Annotated in this window: 17 protein-coding genes and 2 tRNA genes; 13 read left to right on the top strand and 6 right to left on the bottom strand. The window is 43.8% G+C overall.

The window, feature by feature from the left end; translation table 11 throughout:
• The first annotated feature begins 299 nt into the window (after window positions 1-299).
• The 8 genes from RJ41_RS02710 (at window position 300) to RJ41_RS02675 (ending at window position 10,438) form a co-directional block, all read left to right on the top strand.
• On the top strand, window positions 300-2,114 hold the full coding sequence (locus RJ41_RS02710; RefSeq protein WP_240485713.1) for a GGDEF domain-containing protein: 1,815 nt from the start codon (window positions 300-302) through the stop codon (window positions 2,112-2,114).
• Between the two features lie 116 nt (window positions 2,115-2,230).
• On the top strand, window positions 2,231-3,736 hold the full coding sequence (gene putP / locus RJ41_RS02705; RefSeq protein WP_039216720.1) for a sodium/proline symporter PutP: 1,506 nt from the start codon (window positions 2,231-2,233) through the stop codon (window positions 3,734-3,736).
• Between the two features lie 265 nt (window positions 3,737-4,001).
• Window positions 4,002-4,916 carry a sulfate adenylyltransferase subunit CysD gene (gene cysD, locus RJ41_RS02700; RefSeq protein ID WP_014976001.1) on the top strand — a complete coding sequence of 305 codons (915 nt, stop codon included), beginning with the start codon at window positions 4,002-4,004 and terminating at the stop codon, window positions 4,914-4,916.
• Window positions 4,916-5,512, top strand: coding sequence for an adenylyl-sulfate kinase (gene cysC, locus RJ41_RS02695; protein WP_039216718.1), 597 nt, complete (start codon window positions 4,916-4,918; stop codon window positions 5,510-5,512). Before cysD ends, cysC begins: the two co-directional genes overlap by 1 nt.
• Window positions 5,512-6,303, top strand: a complete 792-nt coding sequence (gene cysQ / locus RJ41_RS02690) for a 3'(2'),5'-bisphosphate nucleotidase CysQ (protein ID WP_039216717.1) — start codon at window positions 5,512-5,514, stop codon at window positions 6,301-6,303. Before cysC ends, cysQ begins: the two co-directional genes overlap by 1 nt.
• A gap of 1 nt (window position 6,304) precedes the next feature.
• Window positions 6,305-7,720 carry a sulfate adenylyltransferase subunit CysN gene (cysN, locus tag RJ41_RS02685; protein WP_039216715.1) on the top strand — a complete coding sequence of 472 codons (1,416 nt, stop codon included), beginning with the start codon at window positions 6,305-6,307 and terminating at the stop codon, window positions 7,718-7,720.
• Window positions 7,721-7,736: 16 nt separating this feature from the next.
• Complete coding sequence (locus tag RJ41_RS02680) at window positions 7,737-9,461, top strand: SLC13 family permease (RefSeq protein WP_039216714.1); 1,725 nt, start codon at window positions 7,737-7,739, stop codon at window positions 9,459-9,461.
• 272 nt (window positions 9,462-9,733) lie between these two features.
• Window positions 9,734-10,438: a YIP1 family protein gene (locus RJ41_RS02675; protein WP_039216713.1), complete on the top strand. Its 705-nt coding sequence runs from the start codon at window positions 9,734-9,736 to the stop codon at window positions 10,436-10,438.
• Between the two features lie 78 nt (window positions 10,439-10,516).
• On the opposite strand, the gene RJ41_RS02670 is transcribed toward RJ41_RS02675, so the two are convergent.
• Window positions 10,517-11,461: a DUF3025 domain-containing protein gene (locus tag RJ41_RS02670; RefSeq protein WP_039216712.1), complete on the bottom strand. Its 945-nt coding sequence runs from the start codon at window positions 11,459-11,461 to the stop codon at window positions 10,517-10,519.
• Window positions 11,462-11,531: 70 nt separating this feature from the next.
• On the opposite strand from RJ41_RS02670, the gene RJ41_RS02665 reads away from it, so the two are divergent.
• Entirely contained in the window at window positions 11,532-13,199 is a 1,668-nt protein-coding gene (locus tag RJ41_RS02665) for a M28 family metallopeptidase (protein ID WP_039216711.1), read from the top strand.
• 398 nt (window positions 13,200-13,597) lie between these two features.
• On the top strand, window positions 13,598-15,268 hold the full coding sequence (gene asnB, locus RJ41_RS02660) for an asparagine synthase B (protein ID WP_039216710.1): 1,671 nt from the start codon (window positions 13,598-13,600) through the stop codon (window positions 15,266-15,268).
• A gap of 67 nt (window positions 15,269-15,335) precedes the next feature.
• Here the strand turns inward: asnB and RJ41_RS02655 are convergent, their stop codons facing one another.
• The gene (locus RJ41_RS02655; RefSeq protein WP_039216708.1) at window positions 15,336-16,232 is read right to left on the bottom strand and encodes a type 2 periplasmic-binding domain-containing protein; all 897 of its coding nucleotides are present in this window, start codon (window positions 16,230-16,232) and stop codon (window positions 15,336-15,338) included.
• A 77-nt stretch (window positions 16,233-16,309) separates the two neighbouring features.
• Window positions 16,310-16,984, bottom strand: a complete 675-nt coding sequence (gene queE / locus RJ41_RS02650) for a 7-carboxy-7-deazaguanine synthase QueE (RefSeq protein WP_039216704.1) — start codon at window positions 16,982-16,984, stop codon at window positions 16,310-16,312.
• 95 nt (window positions 16,985-17,079) lie between these two features.
• Here queE and queC point away from each other — a divergent pair, with 95 nt between their 5' ends.
• Window positions 17,080-17,736, top strand: coding sequence for a 7-cyano-7-deazaguanine synthase QueC (gene queC, locus RJ41_RS02645; protein WP_039216703.1), 657 nt, complete (start codon window positions 17,080-17,082; stop codon window positions 17,734-17,736).
• 109 nt (window positions 17,737-17,845) lie between these two features.
• Here queC and RJ41_RS02640 read toward each other — a convergent pair whose 3' ends face one another.
• The 3 genes from RJ41_RS02640 to RJ41_RS02630 form a co-directional block, all read right to left on the bottom strand.
• Entirely contained in the window at window positions 17,846-18,772 is a 927-nt protein-coding gene (locus RJ41_RS02640; RefSeq protein ID WP_039216702.1) for a LysR family transcriptional regulator, read from the bottom strand.
• Window positions 18,773-19,115: 343 nt separating this feature from the next.
• The gene (gene uvrB / locus RJ41_RS02635; RefSeq protein WP_014948785.1) at window positions 19,116-21,131 is read right to left on the bottom strand and encodes an excinuclease ABC subunit UvrB; all 2,016 of its coding nucleotides are present in this window, start codon (window positions 21,129-21,131) and stop codon (window positions 19,116-19,118) included.
• A 96-nt stretch (window positions 21,132-21,227) separates the two neighbouring features.
• Window positions 21,228-22,610: an MATE family efflux transporter gene (locus RJ41_RS02630; RefSeq protein WP_039216701.1), complete on the bottom strand. Its 1,383-nt coding sequence runs from the start codon at window positions 22,608-22,610 to the stop codon at window positions 21,228-21,230.
• 999 nt (window positions 22,611-23,609) lie between these two features.
• Between RJ41_RS02630 and RJ41_RS02625 the strand changes: the two genes are divergently transcribed.
• Together RJ41_RS02625 and RJ41_RS02620 are read left to right on the top strand one after the other, a co-directional pair.
• Window positions 23,610-23,686, top strand: a tRNA-Asn gene (locus RJ41_RS02625).
• Window positions 23,687-23,713: 27 nt separating this feature from the next.
• Window positions 23,714-23,790, top strand: a tRNA-Asn gene (locus RJ41_RS02620).
• The last annotated feature ends 20 nt before the right edge of the window (window positions 23,791-23,810 follow it).

The following is a 23,810-nucleotide window of genomic DNA, read 5'->3' as shown; positions in this document are numbered from 1 at the left end:
CACTTCCCTTCTTCGGCCCACTGCGGCCGATTTTTTTGCTAAAATTAAAGATGAAAATATACGCAATAAAACCTATAATTCAGGATTAAAACAACTGTTTTATTTATCAGCAAACATTTCAGCTTATCCGCAGTATAGAGGTAGCAAATTCAATGACCGCTTGGTGTCGTTTTACAAGGGTGAAGTTTTGTCTACTTATTATCTTAGTCTTCAGCGACTCACTTCAAGCCCAGTTAGCTCATCATTCTCTAGAGCAAAGGCTTAAAAAGCTTAATGCTTATAGTCAACTAGCAGCATTAGTGATTTATAATTGGAATAGCCCATCAGCTATCGACAACGACCGGATAGTGATTGAGATTAAGAAGTCACAGATTCAAGATGATGAAAGTAGTGAAGGTATTATCTTCAGGCACTTACTGGCGACGGGAACGGCTAACGAGGTTGAAAAGCCTCGCGTTCCCATTTACGTAAAGTCGCCTTTGCTTAAGAACCATTGGGAAGAATTAAAATCTCTGAGTCCAGATTTGTACGCTGCCACACGGGCCTATTATACTTACGCCAGAGCTATGAATGACTTTGACGGTTCATCTCAGCGAATTACCGTTACTGTGCCTGCGCTCAGACGCTTGAAGCGTGAAGTTCTGGAAACGGGGAGTAAAACCGCGACTGCTATAGCCAGCATATGGCTATCTATGGAACTTACCGTAGCTAACCCCATTCAGGCCATTAATGAAATAGAATACGCACTTCCCCATTTGCCCGCCCGCTCTTCTACTCGTACCTTAGAAAATGCCTTAAATAGCGCTACAGCTCATGAATGGCTTCGTGTCGCGTTTACAGAACTTTCGGTACCAAGTAGAGCTTACTTTCACTCAAAGACGATAATTGAGCAAAGCAATCTAAATGATGATTCCGTTACTTGGGCGTATTTTACTTCAATCGATTCACTTCTTCTCCAAAGTAACTACGAAGACGCGCTGTTGATTTCCGATAAAGCACTTAAATTTGTAGAAAATAGAAATTCAGAACTCGAGGTGTTTCTAACCCTCTTTCAAAGATTGCGATTACTCATGGTAGGATTTCGACAAACTCATGACACTGAAATACAGTTTGTCGTAAAAAGAATGGACGCTATTGCTCCCATCAATATAACATCTAAAACAAAGGAACTTTTCTATCTTTACCAATCATATAAAGCCATTATCGATAGCAGTAAAAAGCAGTTCTCGTTAGCAATAAAAGATTACGAAGAGGCCGTACAAAATAGTCTGACTGAAAACGGGTTTAAAAACCAACTTTTACTACGTAAAGAGCGCGAACTTTCAATGCTTTACGATTTAATAGGCGATTACAAAAAAGCCTACGAGCATTCAAAAGCGTACAACCAACTGCTCTTCGAGAAAAACACAGAGCAATTTCAGTTTTCTTCGTCTAATTTCTCAAATAGTATCGCTAAGGATATTGAGCTAGCCCATTATCGACAGAAAGAAATCAACGCACTTCAAGAAGAAAAAGAAGGGCTATCCACCGATAAAGAGGCAATGAAAACTACCATTTTTATACTCATTGTCACTATTCTTCTCATACTCGCTTTATGGCTGTGGATTTCAAAAAGACAAAGCGATTTACTTGCCGAGCGTGATTCACTTACCGGTGCACTAACTCGTCGAGCCATGTTAAATAGCCTTAAAAAATCCCTTAACGACAATAAGACTTCGTGTATTGCCCTTCTAGATGTTGATAATTTTAAAAAAATTAATGACAGATACGGTCACACCGTGGGTGATGAAGTGTTAACTACATTTACCCAAATTATTCAAAATAGAATTCGTAAGTCAGACAAGCTTTGCCGATATGGCGGTGAAGAGTTTTTGATCTACTTTTCTGACTCCGATCAGCAGTCGGCAAAGCGTATACTTGATGAATTAAACATGACGCTTTCTCGTCAGAAACATTGGCGCCATACCAATGAAAAGTTCTCCGTCAGTTTCTCTTCCGGGCTTCTCAATGTAAACGGCGAAACCAATCTGGATACCATTATAAAGGCGTGTGATGAACTTCTTTATAAAGCCAAAAGAACCGGTCGTGCTCGCGTCGAAACCTATGCGTTTTAATTTGTCGCCAAACTTTATTTACGTATAGCCGTATAGAAAACAAGCAAGGTCGCCGACTGACATAGAGACTCTATGTCATAGGTGTTAGCATGAAGAAAAAAGCATAGGGAATTTATATGGCTACTGGCACGATAATCTCGTTAGGTTTGTATTTCATTGTAATGTTAGGAATAGGCCTTTTCGCTTATCGGCAAACAGACACCAACGTAGAGGGCTACATGCTTGGCGGCCGCCAATTAGGCCCGGCAGTAACCGCACTTTCAGCTGGGGCATCGGACATGAGTGGTTGGATGCTCATGGGTTTACCTGGCGCTATGTATGTATCTGGCTTATCTGCAGGGTGGATTGCTGTAGGGTTGGTTCTAGGTGCACTCGCAAATTATATGTTAGTTGCTCCACGACTTCGCGTTTACACTGAAGTGGCTAATAACTCTATCACTCTCCCTGACTATTTTGAAAATCGCTTTGCCGATAACTCTCGCCTGTTAAGAGTAATCGCGTCTGTGGTCATCGTTGTTTTCTTTACGCTTTACACGTCGTCTGGCGTAGTTGCCGGCGGAAAGCTTTTTGAAACATCATTTGGATTAACTTATGAGACCGGCTTGTACGTTACCGCTGGTGTCGTTGTAGCCTATACCCTTGTTGGCGGCTTCATGGCAGTGAGCATGACCGACTTCGTTCAAGGGTGCATCATGTTTGTATCTCTCATTATGGTACCTGCCGTTGTTATTAGCGAGTTGGGTGGAATCGGCGCGTCAATTGACGCATTAGATACCATTAATCCGGCGCTTTTCGATGCATTTATGGATGCGTCTACCAATGAAGCACTAAGCGTAATAGGCATTGTTTCACTGATGTCATGGGGCCTAGGTTATTTTGGTCAGCCTCATATCATTGTGCGTTTTATGGCGATACGCTCTGTTAAAGATATACCAACTGCGCGCAATATCGGTATGAGTTGGATGATTGTGTCGATTATTGGTGCGTTAATGACGGGGCTTTTCGGCCTTGCTTATGTAACAGGTAACGGAAACGAAATCGATCCAGAAACCGTCTTCATCTACTTATCTCAAATTTTATTCCACCCGCTTATCGGTGGCTTCCTGCTCGCTGCGATTTTAGCGGCGATCATGAGTACTATTTCGTCTCAGCTTTTGGTGACTTCAAGTTCACTGACCAGTGACTTTTATCAAGCATTCCTTCGTCGCGATGCGTCAGATGGCGAACTCGTTATTGCAGGTCGCGTGAGTGTAGTGGTTGTCGCACTTGTTGCCATTTATTTAGCTTATGATAGAGACAGCACCATTTTAACGCTTGTAAGTAATGCTTGGGCTGGCTTTGGTGCGGCATTCGGACCGCTTGTACTATTTAGTCTGTTTAAGCGTGAAATGACACGTCGCGCAGCGCTAGGTGGCATGGTTGTAGGAGCGGTAACAGTGTTACTGTGGATTTATCTTCCAGTTGAAATCGGCGGCCAAAAGCTTGGCGAATGGATGTACGAGATTGTACCTGGGTTTATTTTATCTAGCTTAACCATCTTGATTTTAAGTAAATCTGGTTCGCCAAGAGAAGGAGTGGTCGATACATTCGACGCTTTCCAAACCAAATTGAGCGAAAAGTAAGCGAACAATACGTAAAAAGTCATTCACAACAATAGTGAATAAAAAGCCCTGTTTATATTTCTAAACAGGGCTTTTTTCTTTTCATAGCCCTTGAATAAAGTAGCTTATGCTTCAAATGCATGACAGTTTTATTTAATGGAATAAGATAGCTATTTTAAATAGCAAAATCGCATACTACTTTTGAAATTAAATATGTTATCGTTCTATGCAGAAAAATAACCCGCATATAACTTTTTTATATATAACATAAAATTCGGACTTCAAAATGACTGCTAGTATCCCGTCTGTAACGCATTTGAAACAACTCGAAGCCGAGAGTATCCAGATTTTCCGTGAGGTTGCTGCTGAGTTTGAAAACCCAGTTATGCTTTACTCTGTAGGAAAAGACTCTTCTGTTCTGCTTCACCTTGCCCGTAAAGCGTTCGCGCCCGGCAAAATTCCTTTCCCACTATTACACGTAGACACCACGTGGAAGTTTGGTGAAATGATTAAGTTCCGTGACGAACAAGCTAAGAAGCACGGTTTTGATTTGCTTGTTCACATCAATGAAGAAGGTGTTGAAGCTGGCGTTGGCCCATTTAGCCACGGTTCAGCAAAACATACTGACATCATGAAAACTCAAGCACTTAAGCAAGCGCTGAACAAATATAAGTTCGATGCTGCATTTGGTGGAGCTCGACGCGACGAGGAAAAATCACGTGCCAAAGAACGTGTTTACTCATTCCGCGACAGCAACCACCGCTGGGACCCAAAAAACCAGCGCCCAGAGCTTTGGAATATTTATAATTCTCAGGTTAACAAAGGCGAAAGCATTCGTGTATTCCCAATGTCCAACTGGACTGAGCTAGATATCTGGCAATACATCTACCTAGAAAACATCGATATTCCACAACTTTACCTTTCTAAGCCTCGCCCTGTCGTTGAGCGCGACGGCATTCTTATTATGGTTGACGACGACCGTATGCCGCTAGAAGAAGGTGAAGTGCCAGAGATGCGCTCTGTGCGTTTCCGTACTCTTGGCTGTTACCCACTGACCGGTGCGGTAGAGTCAGAAGCAGCAACCCTACCTGAAGTTATTCAAGAAATGCTGCTTACCAAGACGTCTGAACGTCAGGGCCGAGTTATCGACCATGACAGCGCAGGCTCTATGGAGAAGAAGAAAATGGAAGGGTACTTCTAATGGCCACCGACAACGTTGTTTGGCATAAACACGAAGTAAACAAGACCACCCGTTCTGAAAAGCTTGGTCAAACGCCTCGCGTATTTTGGCTAACGGGTTTAAGTGGCTCTGGTAAATCGACTTTAGCCAACCTGCTTGAGAAAAAGCTTCACGAGCAGAACAAGCACACCTATTTGCTTGACGGCGACAACGTGCGCCACGGTCTGTGTGGCGACTTAGGTTTTAGCGATAAAGATCGCGTCGAAAACATTCGCCGCATTAGCGAAGTCGCTAAACTGTTTGTCGATGCCGGTACCATTGTGCTTACCGCTTTTATCTCACCTTTCAAAGCCGACCGCGATTACTGCCGCAGCTTAATGGAAAACGGAGAGTTTGTAGAAGTGTTTGTCGATACACCTCTTGAAGTGTGTGAAAAACGCGACCCGAAAGGGCTATACAAGAAAGCGCGTAGCGGCGAAATTAAGGACTTCACAGGTATCGATTCAGCCTATGAAGCACCTGAAGCGCCAGAAGTACACTTAACCTATCAGGATGAACCTGCAGAGCAAACCGCTGAGCGATTGTATGCTTTGCTTCAAGAAAAGGGATTGGTGTAATGACACAGCCTTTAAATAGTCTTGCACAAAAAGTGCTAGATATCGCCAAAGAAGCCGGCGATAAGATAATGGCCATTTACGAGAAAGACTTCGCCATTTATGAAAAGCAGGATACCAGCCCGCTAACAGAAGCTGACCTTGCCGCACATAACGTAATCGTTAACGCCCTTGAAGCTGAATCTGACCTGCCAATTCTTTCTGAAGAGTCAGCAGATATTTCATGGGATGAACGCAAAACGTGGTCGTCATACTGGCTGGTAGACCCGCTAGACGGCACCAAAGAGTTTATTAAGAAAAACGGTGAGTTTACGGTAAACATTGCACTTATCGAAAACGGTAAGCCGACCATGGGTGTGGTTTACGCGCCAGCACTTAACAAAAGCTACGTAGGTATTGTTGGTGAAGGTGCATGGACTGAAGTGAATGGCGAATTTACAGCTATTTCTGCGCGCAAGCACGATGGTGCAGAAGTGTGGAAAGTGGTAGGTAGTCGTTCTCACCAAAGCCCAGAAATTCAGAATTTATTGGCACAGCTTAAAGGTGAAACCGAGCTTGTGGCGATGGGTAGTTCACTGAAGCTTTGCTTGGTGGCTGAGGGCGAAGCACATCTTTACCCTCGTTTAGGCCCAACATCTGAATGGGATACGGGAGCAGCACACGCCGTTGCACTAGCAGCAGGCGCAAACGTAACCGTACTTGACCCTGAAAACCCATTAGATGACAACGCTGACGCTCTTACGTACAACCAAAAAGAGTCTGTGTTAAACCCCTTTTTCCTTGTGAGCGCATAACATGAACAATGAAAACGAATTACTAAGACAGGACATTCTGTCTTACCTAGAACAACACGAAAAGAAAGACATGCTACGTTTCCTTACCTGCGGTAGCGTAGACGACGGTAAAAGTACCCTAATTGGTCGCTTACTTCACGATTCTAAAATGATTTATGAAGACCAACTTGCCGCTATCACTAAAGACAGTAAAAAAGTGGGCACTACCGGCGAGAAAGTTGACCTTGCCCTTCTTGTAGACGGTCTTCAGTCTGAGCGTGAGCAAGGGATTACTATCGACGTAGCCTATCGCTACTTCTCTACTGACAAGCGTAAGTTTATTATCGCTGATACTCCGGGGCACGAGCAGTACACTCGTAACATGGTAACCGGTGCGTCAACATGCGACCTTGCTATTATTCTTGTTGATGCTCGCGGCGGCGTTAAAGTACAAACCAAACGTCACTCGTTCCTGGTTTCTCTTCTAGGTATCAAACACGTTATTGTTGCTATCAACAAAATGGACTTGATGGACTATTCAGAAGAAGTGTACAAGCAAATTCAGGAAGACTACCTGAAGTTTGCTGAGCAGCTTGATATTCCTGATATTCAGTTCGTACCTATTTCAGCACTTGAAGGCGACAACGTAGTAGGCAAGAGCGAAAATACCCCTTGGTTTGACGGCACGCCACTTATGGAAATGTTAGAAAACATTGAAATTGGTGAAGACGACAACCTAGAAGATTTCCGCTTCCCTGTACAATACGTTAACCGCCCTAACCTAGATTTCCGAGGCTTTGCGGGTACGGTGGTATCTGGCCAAGTTGCACCAGGTGATGAAGTAACGGCACTTCCTTCTGGTAAGAAATCAAAGGTGAAGCAAGTCGTTACGTTTGAAGGCGACCAAGAGCGCGCTTATGTTCCACAAGCCGTTACGCTAACGCTAGAAGATGAAATTGACATTTCTCGTGGCGACATGATTGTAAAATCAGACAACTTGCCATTGCTTAATACGCAATTCAAAACACACCTTGTGTGGATGTCTGAAGAGCCGCTAATGCCAAACAAGCAATACTTGTTTAAGTTCGCGACTAAATCAACGCCAGGGGTAGTTGCTCATATCGATAATCAAATTGATGTGAATACGCTAGAAGAAACGGATGCTATGCACTTAAATCTTAACGAGATTGGTGTGGTAGACGTTAAGTTTACTCAACCTGTTGCATGCGACCCTTACAAGCGTAACCGCCCTACTGGTTCTTTCATTGTTATCGATCGCCTTACCAACGGTACCGTTGGCGCGGGCATGATCATTGATGAAATTGCGGGTGACGCACAGCATACATCGCCTAATTTCTCTGAGTTCGAACTTGAATTCAATGCACTAGTACGCAAGCACTTCCCGCATTGGAACTCTGTGGATATCAGTAAACTTTAAGCAGGACTGGAGCAATATGGATGTGACCCAGTTCATCGTACTGGCGGTATTTGCCGGTACGATATGCGCGCTGATCTTTACCAATCAGCGCCCTTCCACTGTATTTTCTGGTGCAGTGTTAGCTTTACTGGTTACCCAGCAGTTATCTCTTGATGACATCTTGCTAAACTTAACAAACAAGGGTCTTATTACCCTTGTTTTGTTGCTTTTGGTAAGCAGTGCAATTGATAAAACAGCGCTAATAAAACGCCTAGGTAGGAAACTAGTAAGTGCTAACTTTACTCAATCCTATTGGCGCTTGTTTTCACTGACATTTTTATCTTCTGCGCTTTTGAACAATACTGCTATTGTGGCAAGCCTTATTGGTCCAATTAAGCAAAACCAATATCATCCTGCCTCTCGATTGCTGATTCCGCTCTCATACGCAGCTATTTTAGGCGGTACGGTCACCTTAATCGGTACGTCTACCAACCTGATTGTAGACAGCTTTTTGCAAGAGCACGGGCATCCAGGCTTTAACTTTTTTGACTTCACACTTTATGGCACCGTAGCGGGTTTAAGCTGTGGTCTACTCATGTTTCTGTTACTTCCTTTGCTACCTCATATTGGCAATAAGAGTAATAACTATCACGAGTATATGGTTGAAGCCGAAGTGGAATCTGGTTCAGAGCTCATAGGCAAAACCGTAGAACAAAACCATTTGCGTAACTTACCAGAACTCTTTTTGGTAGAAGTGGTGCGCAATGGCAACCTGATATCTCCTGTTGGGCCTGACCTAGTCATTTTGGAAAACGACAAGCTGATCTTCTCTGGCAACGTTCAAAAGCTTGATAATCTTAGCCACATAAAGGGGCTAAGCATGTTCGCGGAGTCTGATGGGGTACTCCGTGAGAGCTTAACCGAGGTAGTGGTTGCCAATCGCGCTCAAGTTATTGGGCAAACCATTAAAAAACTTGGCTTTAGAGCCCTATTTGATGCGGCTGTTGTAGCCATTCGCCGCGATGGAGAGCAGCTGTCAGGCAAGTTAGGAGAAATAAAGCTTCAAGCAGGTGACTTCTTACTTTTAGCAACAGGCCCAGACTTTGCGACTCGTCAAAATTTAAATAAAAACTTTTTTATTTTGTCAGAGCAAAAAATTGCCCGACCACTAACGAACAAACAAGAATGGATTACCCTTGGCGGCTTCCTTACCACAGTGTTACTAGCCGCGACTAACGTCATTTCATTGGCTATCGGTCTACTATTTTTAGCCGCTGTCCTTATTGGCGTTAGGGTTACGTCAAATGGCGAAATGAAGCGCAATCTCCCGCTAAACTTAATTGTTGTGATAGTTGGTGCATTAAGTTTGGCCACTGCACTAGAAAACTCTGGGGTCATTATGACTACAACCGAAGCGCTAATGCCTCTTTTGGCGGGTACTGATTGGTTTGTAGCGCTCGTGATTATCTACTTATTCACCCTGCTTTTAACTGAGTTTGTAACCAACAATGCGGCTGCGGCATTAATGTTTCCTTTTGCTTACGGGCTAGTGCAAATTATCGGAGCGCCGCTAATGCCATTTGCTTTAGCAGTTGCCTTTGCGGCGAGCGCAAGCTTTATATCGCCATTTGGTTACCAGACTAACCTTTTGGTCTTTAACGCTGCCAACTACAAATTTGCGCACTTTATAAAGATAGGACTACCTATTTCTGTGATGTATAGCACAATAGTGCTAACGCTGCTGAATATAACTTATCTGTAGACTGTTTATGGTTTGCAACCATAGAAAATGAGAGGGAAGCCATGCTTCCCTTTTACCTCTATTTAACTGAGCGTGCGCCATACACTTAACTAGCCTTATTCATTTTCCCTTACAAAAAATGCCTCTTTATCAGAATCTTGTGCTGTACATAATCTATGCTCGCCAGTAACCTGTAAGCCTAAACTTATTCATGTGTAAACGAGCGATAACATATAGTCATTGTTTTACACAGTATCTGAACAACAAATAAAAACTAGAAAGAGGAGCAAGGGATGCACACTGTGACGAATCCTTTCCAAGCGTGTAATGATATCTTTTTCAAACCGAATGGCGTCTTCAAAGCAGTTGGTGAGCATAACAACTGGAGCTGGATGCCATTTATCTTGATCATGGCTATTACGCTAGTATCACAATACCTTTACGTGAATTTCGTCGACATTGAGTGGTTTGCAGAGATGAACATAGCGGCACAAGGTGACATGAGCCCTGCAGAAGAAGAACAAATGAAAGCCTTCTTCACTAGAAATGCATTGCTTTGGTCTTCCATTATTGGCGCCTTTTTTGTTCCTATTATTATAAACGCTGTGTACGCCGTTTACGTGAACTTAATGACACGTTCAGATGACACTCATGTTTACGGTTTTACTGACTGGTACGGTTTTGCGTGGTGGCTTTCAATGCCTTATGTGTTGACTGGTTTGGTTGGCGTTGCTCTGCTGTTGTTTGCTGGCGACCATCAGGTAGCGCCATCAATCTTGTCGCCTGCGTCTCTTGGGTATATTGCGAATATCCCGATGGACTCGCCTTGGTACGCTTTCGGTCAAGCGTTAAGGCTAGAGCTTTTCTGGGGTATCTATCTTGCTACTGTGGGCATCTCGCAATGGACGTCTTTTCCTCTTAAGAAGGCAGCACTAATTGCATGCGCGCCGTATGTGGTTATTTATGGCATTTGGCTGATAGCCTTAGCGCTATTCTAAAACACCTCTGTTCAATAGCCTTTTATCATTTGGCAATTGGCGCTGTTTTCGGTGAAAAACGTGGGCAGCGCAACACACTTAAGTCCACAAGGGTAGCTGAATAGTCGGCTTACTTCCCTCGCGTAGTGGTCTAAAATAGTCGGTATTCTGATAAAACTCTTTATCTTGTTGAGTGTGCCACGAAGGTACACCCAGCAAAGGCAGTGGCTTCAAAAGCGGTGTACTCTCAAAATAATTTAACGCTTTGATACGTGTAATCATGGCATCATCAACTATCGACCGCTGCTGCCATTTATCAAGACGGCTAAAACCGTGAGGCACAGACACCGCTAGCCATTTGCCTGTGAGACCGACAAACGGATTAAGCATCATTTCTAAATTTGCGTGGCCAAAAATAAAGGGGCTTACTTTTGAATGCCACAACGCTCGCTTGTAGACAAAAACTTTCTCCCATTCATGCGCGGCGAGGTCACCTAAGAATGCTTCCAACGCATTAGCTGTACAAGGCAAGGTTCCATTAATTTTGTTTTGCGAATTGGTGCCGTTATCAGAGAATTCACTGTGTGAGCGCGGACTATTTTCTTCAGGTGCTTCGATAGCAAGTACTACTCCGCATTCATCGAAGTGAGTAATGCGATTGCGTCGTGACGTTCTGGGGTTTACACCATGGAGTTTAATGTCATTGATGTGTAGCTCATTTAACAACGATTTTGTTCTTGGAAATTGAAGCCAAATAAGGGCATTAAATAGATCATGCCAGCTTTGCTCTCGAGTAGGCACAACTCCATCTTCGCTGATGATGGTTTCGTAGTAACGCTGATCATCTTCTGAAAACTGGCTTTGCCCTTTAAACAAAGGCCCTTTCCAGGAGCTACAGTAATGCACCGTTAAATTGTTTAGCAAGTCAGGAGTAGGAAAAGCACTTTTACCTAGCAAGCCAACCTCTTCTAAAAGGTCCGTAACTGGTTTACTCGCGTGTTTTAGTAAGTAGTCTTTACAGAAGGGTATTGAGTCTGATTGCATATCAACTATTGGTTCGCTTTGGGGTTTTCTCTATACTGGGTGCGTATTGTAGAGCAAACAGAGACTAACAATGAAAAAAATGTTTTTGCCATTGCTTGTACCTACCCTTCTAGGCGTAAGTGCTTGCACACCTAATAACGACAGCGCGTCACAAAATCAGTCTGCGAAAAAAGAGATGCCTGTGGCGTCTAACTTTGACAGTGTTTACAACAATATTTCAGACGCTGATATTCGCGAGCCATTAAAGGTACTGTCTTCAGATGAGTTTGAAGGTCGTCTACCGACAACTGAAGGCGAAAAGAAAACCATTGATTACCTGGTCAGTGAATTTACTAAAGCGGGACTTAAGCCAGGTAACGACGATAGCTTCCTTCAAAAAGTAGCGCTTATGGAGATCACCGCTGATCCAGATATGACAATGACCATAGGCGACAATACCTTTGCCTACAAAGAGCAAATGGTTGCCTCTTCTAAACGTGAGCAAAGCTCTGTATCTCTTGAAGATTCGGAACTGGTGTTCGTAGGTTATGGTGTAAATGCACCAGAGTATGACTGGAATGACTACGAAGGGTTAGACGTAAAAGGCAAAACGGTCGTCATGCTGATAAACGATCCGGGCTTTGAAAATCCGGAGAGCGGCAAGTTTCAGGGCACAACGATGACCTACTACGGCCGTTGGAGCTACAAATATGAAGAAGCGAGCCGTCAAGGGGCAGCAGGCGCTATTATTGTTCATGAAACTGCACCTGCCTCTTACGGCTGGTCAGTTGTTGCTAACAGCTGGAGTGGTCCGCAGTACGGCTTAGTAAGTGCCGACAAAGGAGCAAGCCGTGTGGCTGTTGAAGGTTGGTTAACGATAGATGCAGCGAAGAAGGTGTTTGCCGATGCCGGCCTTGATTTCGACACAGAGAAAGCAAACGCTATGCAAGGTCCTTACAGCAAAGCAATGGACATCAAAGCAACGGTTACGGTTAATAACACCTTCAAAAAGTCAGAGAGCAACAACGTTATCGCGACTCTGCCGGGCGCAGAATTTCCTGATGAGCATATTATCTACACGGCACATTGGGATCATTTAGGTAAAGATGAGAGCAAAGAAGGCGACCAAATCTATAATGGTGCTCATGATAATGCGACGGGCACTGCGGCCATTTTAGCCATGGCAAAAGCTTACTCTAAACTTACACCTGCACCAAAACGCTCGGTATCATTTTTAGTGGTGACCGCTGAAGAACAAGGATTATTAGGCAGTAAATTCTATGCAAGCAACCCGGTTATTCCTATTGAGAATACCGTTGCAAACATCAACATGGATGCAATGAACGTATTGGGTAAGACCAAGAACGTTGCCGTTGTAGGCATGGGTAAGTCAGAAATGGAAGATTACCTTGAAGCCGCTGCAGCTAAGCAAGGTCGTACACTGACTCAAGAAGACAGACCAGAAGCTGGTTACTATTACCGATCAGATCACTTCAGCTTTGCCAAACAAGGTGTTCCAGCACTCTATGCAGAGGGCGGTAACGAACCAGCAGATGCAGAAACAGCTAAATATAGAAAACGCATGAACGTTATTGTTACGGGCTGCTATCACCAAGTATGCGACCAGTATCGCGATGATTGGGATTTAAGCGGAATTGTGCAAGACACGCAAATGCTGTTTGACGTGGGTGTGGGCGTTGCGAATGCTGACGCTTGGCCTAGGTGGAATGAAGCGAGTGAGTTTCAGCGCAAAAATTAATATCCGAACTGACTTCTAAGCGTTAAAAATGCTTAGTTATGCAGCAATACTAAAAGGGCCTTTTTATAGGCCCTTTCTTATTTTTCCTTCCCAAAGCACTTATCCAAGCGGCTTCGAATCGCTATCTTTTACTATTCAGTAAACACACTCACTATTTAATTGATATGATAATTACGCACTCAAAATAGGATAAAAATGTTAATAAACGGCTGTTTTGGGATAAATGGAATAAGAATTTCCATTTTCTCATCATAATGTACTTGCAATTTCCTGTCAGACTGGCACATTCAGGGCACGCGAATAAGAATAACAACAAACCATCGCCCACTCGTACGCGAGTACCGACAGAAAAAACTTCTATTATTTTTTTCAACAAGTGAACAGAGAGAATCCGTTATATGTGTGGTATTTTCGGTATCCTTGATATCAAAACCGATGTGTCTGAACTCAGAACCCAAGCCCTCGATTTATCAAAACTTTTGCGCCACCGTGGCCCTGACTGGTCGGGTATCTGGAATAATGACAATACCATTCTTTGTCACGAAAGATTGGCGATTGTCGACGTTGATACAGGGGCGCAGCCTCTTATCAGCCAAAACGATAAACAAATTCTTGCCGTAAACGGTGAGATTTATAACCATAAGCAGCTAGCTGCAGACTTAGCTGAACCGTATCCGTTCAAAACCCGTTCTGATTGTGAAGTTATCCTTCCGCTTTTCCAGCAAAAAGGCATCGACTTTATTGATGAGCTAGAGGGTATGTTTGCGTTTATTCTTTACGATGAAGAACAAGACGCTTACCTTATTGCCCGTGACCATATTGGTATTATTCCGCTTTATACCGGTTACGATGAACACGGTAACTTCTATGTTTCATCTGAAATGAAAGCGTTAGCAGGCGTATGTAAAACAATCAGTGAGTTTCCTCCTGGCCACTACCTGTGGAGCAAAGAGGGAAAAATCACTAAGTACTACAAACGCGACTGGATGGAATACGACAACGTAAAAGACAACACCAGCAATCTGGAAGAGCTACGTGTAGCATTCGAGAAAGCAGTGAAGTCACACATGATGTCTGATGTACCTTACGCTGTACTTCTATCAGGTGGTTTGGACTCTTCACTGGTTTCAGCTGTCGCTGCGCAGTACGTTGCAAAGCGCGTTGAAGACGAAGACAAGACAGATGCATGGTGGCCTCGCCTACACAGTTTTGCTGTTGGTCTTGAAGGAGCACCTGACCTTAAGGCAGCGAAGAAAGTGGCCGACATGATTGGCACCGTACACCATGAAATTCACTTTACCATTCAAGAAGGTTTAGATGCCATCCGTGATGTTATCTATCACTTGGAAACCTACGATACAACAACGATCCGCGCCGCTACTCCAATGTACTTAATGACACGCAAGATTAAAGCGATGGGCATTAAAATGGTGCTATCGGGTGAAGGCTCTGATGAAATTTTTGGTGGTTACCTGTATTTCCACAAAGCGCCAAACGCCAAAGAATTCCACGAAGAAACGGTACGTAAACTTGATCGTCTACATATGTTTGACTGTGCGCGTGCTAACAAAGCCACATCAGCATGGGGTGTAGAAGCTCGCGTTCCATTCTTAGATAAGAACTTCATTGACGTAGCTATGCGTTTAAACCCACAAGACAAAATGTGTCTAGATGGAAAAATGGAGAAGTGGATCCTTCGTAAGGCGTTTGATAACGGCGAAACCCTTCCAGCAGAAGTACTGTGGCGTCAAAAAGAGCAGTTTGGTGATGGTGTAGGTTATTCGTGGATTGATTCAATTCGCGATTTCGTTGAAAACGAAGTGACTGACCAGCAACTTGCAACTGCGGAGTTCCGCTTCCCAGTCAACACACCAGATACGAAAGAAGGCTACTACTATCGCACTATCTTTGAGAGCTACTTCCCTCAAGAGAGTGCTGCGCGCTGCGTGCCTGGCGGCAAGTCAATCGCCTGTAGTACTGCAGAAGCTCTTGAGTGGGATGAGAGCTTTAAAAACAACGCAGATCCTTCTGGCCGCTCGATGAAAGGCGTCCACGCAGGCGAGTCTTAATAGACAATCGTACAAGCAGATCTAATATTCAAAAAACGCGGCCTAAGCCGCGTTTTTTATTGTCTATTTATTCTTTTGATGCTTCTGTTTTTGGTTTATACCATAAAGCAGAATTAGTAAGAGGGGTCTCAATAGGTAATAACGGATTTTCGAGGGTGAAAATTTTACGCTCATTAACCCCCAAAGACGCTAAGATTGGGGCGTACGTAGATTCAAATAACGCATCAAAAGAGCCATCTTCAATGGCTCGGTTAAGGCCTGTTTCAATAAGATTCGCTAACGTCTTGTTACTTGAACTTACAAAGTAATACATAGCGGTGGGGTAATACAGCGCCATTGAAGGCTCAAGGTAAAGATTGTTACGACGACCTTCCACCTCCAGCTCTGCGTCCACTTCCATAACAGAACGAGGAAAAAAGTCCCCTTTACCTTGTTTAATCATGTCATACGCTTCGCGAAACTCAGGCACAGTAAACACGTTAAACCCGTTGGCTTGAAGAATTTTGGTGTCCGGCCACTCTTCGCCTTGAATCGGTACGAGTTTACGCATATCGGTCAGCGACAGCACATCGTTGAACTTCGCCTTTTTATTTTCGTTAATAACGAAAACACGAAGACCTATAAGCCCTTTTGCGATTGGAATACGAATGGGGGTCAGCTCCTTCTCGCGCTGACTGTCCGTCATGCTCCATACTACGTTAACTTCTCTGTTTTCACGTAGCTGACGCATCGCTTTGCCCGTCAGCAATATACGATCAGAAGGGCGCAGCTCATAATTTACGCCGGTTTTATCTAGCGCAAGTTTAAGCAGAGCAATAGGGTATTGGGCACGGGCATCTGAGTCATCTATAGGACGCGGATAAGTGATTGTCCAAGTAGCGGCTTCAACCATCGATGCAGCAGTAAAAGAACATAACGTGAAGGCCGCTATTAGGGCTTTCTTTAGCAGATTAAAGCTATGCATCTTCTTTATGTCCCTTGTTAATTTGAGTACTTCAGCGCGAGATAAGTTTTCTCGTAAAGCCTGCGCGCCTTAAACACCTATTCAATACCAATGTATTTGTGTGTTTGTAAAGATAGCCGCCAGTTACGTTCAATACAAGTACGCACTGCAAGTTCTGTGGCTCTCTTTTGCTGGCTAATTGGTTGTAAACAAACCTGTTTTCCGTCTAATGACGATACATTAGCAAGCAGCGCATCAAGCTCGTTTATATGTTTTTGCATTGCGATGGGGTGCTTGATTTCATTCGCTCTTTCAAGCGCACTTACTAAGACGTCATATCCGCCTTTCATGTTTATTTTAGGAGAAACCGTCACATACGTACGCGTGTCACAAAGTACTTCAAAGGTACCGCTGGTCTCTATTTGTGTTGTGTATCCGTTATCGTGTAGTAGGCTCGTCAGAGGACGTAGGTCGTACATACATGGCTCACCGCCAGTAATAACTACATGCTTTGCCACATAGCCTTGTTTCCCAAACTCAGCCAGCAAAGCCTCCTCACTGGAGATGAAATAGGTTTCAGACTCTTCGCCTTTTGTGATCACAGCTTGTGGCGACACACTCAAGTCAGGCTTAATTTCCCATGTGTGTTTAGTATCGCACCATGGGCAGCCCACAGGACAGCCTTGTAAACGAACAAAGATAGAAGGTATACCAGTGTGAGCACCTTCACCCTGGATAGTTTCAAACATCTCATTGATGTTTAATGTGGACATTACAGACAATTTGACACCCTTTAACGATTGTATGTTGGGATTTTACCAAGGATCACATAAAATTCGGGCATAATTTCTTAAATCTTCGAAAAACTATGTCAGAAAACGTTGTTGTTATCTATTCAGGAGGCATGGACTCCTTCACAGTGCTGCATAAAGCACTAAAAGCAGGTAAAAAAGTTCATGCACTGAGCTTTAACTACGGACAACGCCACAAGAAAGAGCTCGATTACGCCGCGAATGTATGCAAATCCCTTAATGTCCCACACAAAATTGTTGATATTAGCGCTATAAATACGCTTATCGGTGGCTCAGCCCTCACGTCAGATATCGACGTACCAGAAGGCCACTATGAAGAGCCAAGCATGAAGCAAACCGTGGTGCCAAATCGCAATATGATATTACTCTCACTAGCCGTTGGCTACGCAGTAAGTTTAGAGGCTAACGAAGTTTATTATGGCGCTCACTCTGGCGATCACGCCATTTATCCAGATTGCCGACCTGAATTCGTGCATAAAATGAATGATGTATGCGGGATTGCTAACTATACTCCCGTTACTATTATGACGCCTTATATTGACGACAGCAAAACGGCTATTTTAACGGACGGCTTGTCAATGGGACTGGATTATGGACAGACCTGGACCTGTTACAACGGCAGGGAAAAAGCGTGTGGAAAATGCGGAGCGTGCGAAGAACGCTTAGAGGCATTTAAAGAAAATGATGCAATCGATCCTTTAGAGTACGAATAAGCGTTGCGCTAACCCGCACACGTTGTCCGATAAAAAAACACCCCTTGTTTCACGCGCTTTTATGCGCGTTCAGACAAGAGGTGTTTTCATATCGCTTGCGTTGATAAATCTACTTCTGACTTTCAGAAATAAAATAGCTTAACTCTTTAATACAGTGACGTAAGACCGGATTTAACCGTGTGTTTTTGCCATTCATAACAAACAACTCGTGACTGAAGTTAAATAAACTCCCCTGCGCAATTGGAACAAGTCCTAGCGCCGCCCCTTGCTCTTTTGCCATATAATCTGGCAACAAACCTATGTATTCACCGGTCATTATCGCCGACATTGCTGCGTCAAATGAATCAGAGAAGGTCTGGATAGATAGCCTGGTTTCATCTTCGATATAGTTAGCTGACGATAAGCCTGAAATTCCGATAGCAGGATAGTCAACAATTTTAACGCCTTCTGGTAACTCAGTATCGCGATACTTCGCCAAAGGGTGAGTTGGCGCACAGTACAATCGTCCTTCCGTCTTAATCCCGACGGGGTGGAAAGTTACTGATTCAGGCTTAACCATATCGTAGGTTGAAACAACAAGATGGCATTCGCCAGATAGCGCGACATGTTCAACCTCGTTGTAAAGACGCGTTTGAATATTCACATGAATATCGTCAAACTTCTTCATCGTACTCTTAACCGCTTTACTCACGGCTAAATGCATTGAAAGCGGAAGGCCCGCCATTAACACTAGCGTGATATGGCCGGAGTAGTCATCGTGCAGCGATTTCAGGTTGAATACAAAGTTGTCGAAGGCATTGAAGATGCGCTTGGTTTCTTGAAAAACCACCTCGCCTTCTTTTGTCATTTGAAAGCCACCACGGCCACGGTGGCATAGCACCAAGTCTAAACGCTCTTCTAGCTTTTTGATTGCGGCACTGATATTAGGGCGTTGCATACGCAACACAGGTTCTGCCGCAGTAAATCCGTTGCAGCTCGCTACCGCGTAAAACACTCGCAGTAGCTTGATATCTGACTCCTGAAGACGATTAAGCATATTAGCACCTGTTTATAGGTATAGTTATCGATACTCAAGCTAGAACTATATGTAACTAATTGCGCTATTACAACGATATTTTACGGCTTTTCGTCTCATTATGTGATGAAAATTACAAATTTGTGCTAGCCAGGTCGGCATTAAACCCAGAATATTTATAGGAATATAAAGGCCATAAAAGAAGAAATACACTTAAGCTCAGTAAGAGTTATTTAGTTTAATACTAAAGCGCGCATACTAGGGCCTGTTGACCTTTGCAATACATCATAGATCAACAGGCCTAGATAAATTCTCGACACATTGCAGCGAAAAAAGAGTGTCGTTACCTTTCGATAAGTGTGGACTAGGACAGTGTAACTACCTGCTTTCTCAGCGCTTCAATATCGTCGCGCAATGATGCTGCTTTTTCAAATTCGAGTTCTCGAGCATATTCGAACATCTGCTTTTCAAGCTCGGTAATTTGGTCCATCAGCTCAGTGGCACTGGCTGTTTTCTGCTGTTTTTTCTTCTCTTCAACTTTGCGCAGTCTGACTTTACCTGACGCAGGATGTGCAGAGTCGCCTAAGTCCATAATGTCGGTAATAGGCTTATTAAGTCGCATTGGCGTAATACCGTTTGCCTCATTATGCGCCATTTGCTTCTCACGACGGCGTTCAGTCTCGTCCATCGCTTTTTTCATCGACTTGGTAATACTGTCAGCGTACAAAATAGCTTTACCATTCACGTGACGCGCGGCTCTACCAATGGTCTGAATTAATGAACGCTCAGCGCGCAAAAAGCCTTCTTTGTCGGCATCTAAAATCGCCACCAGCGACACTTCTGGCATGTCTAAACCTTCACGTAAAAGGTTAATACCAACCAGCACGTCGAATTTACCCAGTCGCAAGTCTCGGATTATTTCAATTCGCTCTACCGTATCGATATCCGAATGCAGATAACGAACTTTAACGCCGTGCTCATTTAAATACTCGCTTAAATCTTCAGCCATACGCTTGGTTAAGGTAGTAATAAGCACACGTTCGTCTAGTTCTACCCGCTTTTGAATTTCAGATAGGACATCATCTACCTGAGTCGCTACTGGGCGTACTTCAATAACAGGGTCTAGCAGACCCGTTGGACGCACAACCTGCTCTACTATCTCACCGTCAGTTTTCTTTAATTCATAATCGCCTGGCGTCGCAGAAACATAGATGGTTTGGGGGCAAATCTGTTCAAACTCTTCAAACTTAAGCGGACGATTGTCCAACGCCGACGGCAGCCTGAAACCAAACTCCACCAAGGTCTCTTTTCTAGAGCGATCCCCACGATACATTGCCCCTACTTGAGAGACAGTTACGTGAGACTCATCAATAAACATTAGGCCATCTGCTGGAAAATAGTCCAATAAGGTTGGAGGTGGTTCGCCCGGTGCTCTTCCTGAAAGATAGCGAGAGTAATTCTCGATCCCAGAACAATAGCCAAGCTCCATCATCATTTCGATATCGAACTGGGTGCGCTGTGAAATACGCTGCTCTTCAATCAGCTTATTTGCCTCTTGAAGTTGCTTTTTGCGATCGCCAAGTTCTTCCTTGATATGCTCAATAGCATTGAGGATTTTCTCTCGAGGGGTTACATAGTGCGTTTTAGGAAAAACCGTTGCTCGAATAACTGACTTATCGACAGCCCCGGTTAGCGGGTCGAACAGACTAATTTTATCTATCTCATCGTCAAAAAGCTCGACCCTTACGGCTTGCTTTTCAGAGTCCGCTGGGAAAATATCTATAACATCGCCACGCACACGAAACGTACCCCTTTCAAACGCTAAATCGTTACGCTTGTACTGCAGTTCTGCAAGGCGACGTAGAATGTCACGTTGATCCATGGTGTCGCCTTGGCGAAGGTGCAACAGCATCTTCATGTAGGATTCAGGGTCCCCCAAACCATAAATAGCCGACACACTCGCTACAATGACCACGTCTCTGCGCTCCATCAACGCTTTAGTGGCGGACAGTCGCATTTGTTCAATATGATCATTGATTGACGCGTCTTTCTCAATAAAGGTATCTGTACTTGGAACGTAGGCTTCTGGCTGATAATAATCGTAATATGAAACGAAGTACTCTACGGCGTTATTGGGGAAGAATTCTTTCATTTCACCGTAAAGCTGAGCCGCTAATGTTTTGTTGTGTGCAAGAATAAGCGTTGGCCTCTGCACTTCTTTAATGACATTAGCCATGGTAAAGGTTTTACCCGACCCCGTAACACCAAGCAGTGTTTGGCCGGCCAAGCCACTTTCTAGGCCATCCACCAAAGCTTCTATTGCTTTTGGCTGGTCGCCTGCTGGCTTGTATTTAGAATGAAGCTCAAACCCTCTACTCATTTACTTAACCTTTTCTTTAGCTTACTGCTTAACATCTTGCTTGCGGTCAAACTACTCAACATTAAAAACGCACAGCCTTAAATAGCCGCTCTGGTATTAGCTGTGCTCAGACGTTTCTTTATCTAATTCAAACTGAGTAATCGCACGTTTGAAAACAACAAATGAAACACACGCCATTGCAATATTGGCAATGACCGTTCCTGCAAATAACCCTTTCAGTTCAAATAGAAAACTACCCACAATGCTGATAGGTACGAAGAAAACAAATAAGCGGATGACACTTAACGTTAATGCCGTCATTGGACGATGCATGGCATTCAACGATGAGTTAGTCAGAATGATAATGCCTTGCATGCCATAACCCAGCGGCACAATCATCAGAAACAGCTGTATTAGTACGCTTACCTCTGCTTCATTAGCAAAGGCGACGGCTATCCAGCTAGACAGCGCCCACATGACAAGAAAAATGGCGAACTGCCAAACCAGAACAAATTTCAATGTAAGCGAATATGCCGTTTTTACCCGTTCTACTTGGCCTGCCCCAACGTTTTGACTGATAAATGGAGGCAGTGTCATGGAAAGTGCTAGCACAACAATACTTGCAATAGACTCCATTCTATTTCCCACTCCCCACGCTGCAACCGCTTCAGCACCGTAACCAGCAACTACAGCTGTCATCACGCCACCGGCAACAGGGGTAAGCATATTTGCCCCCGCCGCAGGTAGTCCTATTTTGAGAATTTCACGGCTGCTATCACGCAGCTCGGCAAGTGACAGCAGTCGAGGCAACATCAACTTTCGACGAACGGCTAAAATATAAAGAATCCATAATGCACCAACTATCCACGCTATAAAGGTAGCGAGTGCCGCGCCTTTTATTCCCATTGCCGGAATGGGCCCAAGGCCGAAAATGAAAATTGGATCAAGCAACGCGTTTAATCCGCCGCCTGCCGCCATAACAATACTGGGTGTGCGGGTATCGCCACACGCTCGCAGCACACTATTGCCCACCATCGGCATGGCAAGAAAGACGCTCGACAAGTACCATAGCCCCATATAGTCAGATATATACGGCATGAGATTGTCTGTTGCATTAAGCAACGTAAACACAGGCTCTATGGTGAAAAAGCCAATTGCAGCTAATGCACCCACGAGCAAAAAGGACAGCATTAATGAACCCGTCGCATAATGTTGAGACTTAGTTATTTCTTTACTGCCTTGTAACTTGCCTATAATTGCAGAGGTACCAATACCTAAACCTATGTTTAGGCTTATTACGGTAAAAGTAACGGGAAAGGTAAAACTAATAGCGGCTAAAGGGTCGGTGCCCAACAAGCTCACAAAAAAGGTATCGATAAGTCCAAAGCTCATCATCATTACCATTCCCAGTATCATGGGAATAGTCATACGCTTTAACGTAGTACCTATATCTCCTTCCAATAAGTCGGAAGTACGTTGTTTAGCGTTACTTTTTATCACTTGAGCTCCGGCAAACTAAAATCCCCTCATCAATTGCGCGTTAGTGTAAAAGAGTGAACACTATTTAGCTATGCGTATTCGACAAACAAAACAAAGCATAAGAGGGTTGTATGAAAAGCGATGTTTTTGACAAAAGTACGTGCGATGAACCATTTCGCTGGCTACGCCACAAAATTCCTAGTTTTTTTATAAAAATAAATCAAAACACGTGCGTATGTGTTCATTACAGTTTAATTTCTATCCTGTTTCACTTTTAATATGCAGGCAAAACGTCTCGGGCGCATCTAGCTATCTAAATAGAGCGTTTAAAAGACACACAAAAATGTTAACAAAATGTAAGACATTGAGAATTAAGATGGATTTCATTGAATAGCATTTAGGCATTCGTTGAATTAACACACAAGCTACTTTTTGTTCAACCGATCTATTCCGATCGAGAAACAAGATCAAAAAAAACACCCTAACCCTCTGTATTAAAAAGCTTATCCACTCAATAACGCCATAACCTGATTAGATCAATACGCACGCGATCTCGTAAATAACAACAGCGATTATAAGCTATCAACATAGTTATCCACAGATTTAGTGGATAACTAACGCCAGACCATATTCGGCGGGATTTCGTGCTCGATTAATTTCTCAGCACGTAAGTGGTGACTAACCTTTTAATCCTCAGGTACAGGTTACAGATTTATTAAACCCTGTACATAATACCAGTATGAAAGCGTTTTTTTATTCTATTTAGTTATACCCTTTAACTTTAGTGAGATATATAAGAAAACGAGATGGGTAAAACTATCAATGACTAAAACAACCTCTTGTTCATAAGCAATGAGGGAATAATGTGCAGTTATTAACCATCATTTTCTCTGCATTGACGACAAAATGAACATAAAAGCCGTAAAAAGCTATTTTTTGCGCAGTCAGCACAAATATTTCATTTATGTTGTTGACAGTTCCTAAGTACGTCTTTAATATTCGCCTCCGTTGAAGCACAGGTCCCCCTTAGCTCAGTTGGTTAGAGCGACGGACTGTTAATCCGCAGGTCCCCCGTTCGAGTCGGGGAGGGGGAGCCAACTTCAGCAAACAACTTAGGTGTCGATTCCCCCTTAGCTCAGTTGGTTAGAGCGACGGACTGTTAATCCGCAGGTCCCCCGTTCGAGTCGGGGAGGGGGAGCCACTTAGTTGGCTCTTAATCGC

Origin of the sequence: Alteromonas marina, assembly GCF_000808575.1 — a bacterium.
Taxonomy (GTDB): Bacteria; Pseudomonadota; Gammaproteobacteria; order Enterobacterales; family Alteromonadaceae; genus Alteromonas; species Alteromonas marina_A.
The sequence above is the reverse complement of the archived record's forward strand: the minus strand, read 5'-3'. Positions and strand labels throughout refer to the sequence as shown.

Bases quoted from the DNA above. Each gene is read 5' to 3' on its own strand.
- putP (WP_039216720.1), top strand. From the start codon at position 2,231: ATGGCTACTGGCACGATAATCTCGTTAGGTTTGTATTTCATTGTAATG.
- cysD (WP_014976001.1), top strand. From the start codon at position 4,002: ATGACTGCTAGTATCCCGTCTGTAACGCATTTGAAACAACTCGAAGCC.
- cysC (WP_039216718.1), top strand. From the start codon at position 4,916: ATGGCCACCGACAACGTTGTTTGGCATAAACACGAAGTAAACAAGACC.
- cysQ (WP_039216717.1), top strand. From the start codon at position 5,512: ATGACACAGCCTTTAAATAGTCTTGCACAAAAAGTGCTAGATATCGCC.
- cysN (WP_039216715.1), top strand. From the start codon at position 6,305: ATGAACAATGAAAACGAATTACTAAGACAGGACATTCTGTCTTACCTA.
- RJ41_RS02680 (WP_039216714.1), top strand. From the start codon at position 7,737: ATGGATGTGACCCAGTTCATCGTACTGGCGGTATTTGCCGGTACGATA.
- RJ41_RS02675 (WP_039216713.1), top strand. From the start codon at position 9,734: ATGCACACTGTGACGAATCCTTTCCAAGCGTGTAATGATATCTTTTTC.
- RJ41_RS02670 (WP_039216712.1), bottom strand. From the start codon at position 11,461: ATGCAATCAGACTCAATACCCTTCTGTAAAGACTACTTACTAAAACAC.
- RJ41_RS02665 (WP_039216711.1), top strand. From the start codon at position 11,532: ATGAAAAAAATGTTTTTGCCATTGCTTGTACCTACCCTTCTAGGCGTA.
- asnB (WP_039216710.1), top strand. From the start codon at position 13,598: ATGTGTGGTATTTTCGGTATCCTTGATATCAAAACCGATGTGTCTGAA.
- RJ41_RS02655 (WP_039216708.1), bottom strand. From the start codon at position 16,232: ATGCATAGCTTTAATCTGCTAAAGAAAGCCCTAATAGCGGCCTTCACG.
- queE (WP_039216704.1), bottom strand. From the start codon at position 16,984: ATGTCCACATTAAACATCAATGAGATGTTTGAAACTATCCAGGGTGAA.
- queC (WP_039216703.1), top strand. From the start codon at position 17,080: ATGTCAGAAAACGTTGTTGTTATCTATTCAGGAGGCATGGACTCCTTC.
- RJ41_RS02640 (WP_039216702.1), bottom strand. From the start codon at position 18,772: ATGCTTAATCGTCTTCAGGAGTCAGATATCAAGCTACTGCGAGTGTTT.
- uvrB (WP_014948785.1), bottom strand. From the start codon at position 21,131: ATGAGTAGAGGGTTTGAGCTTCATTCTAAATACAAGCCAGCAGGCGAC.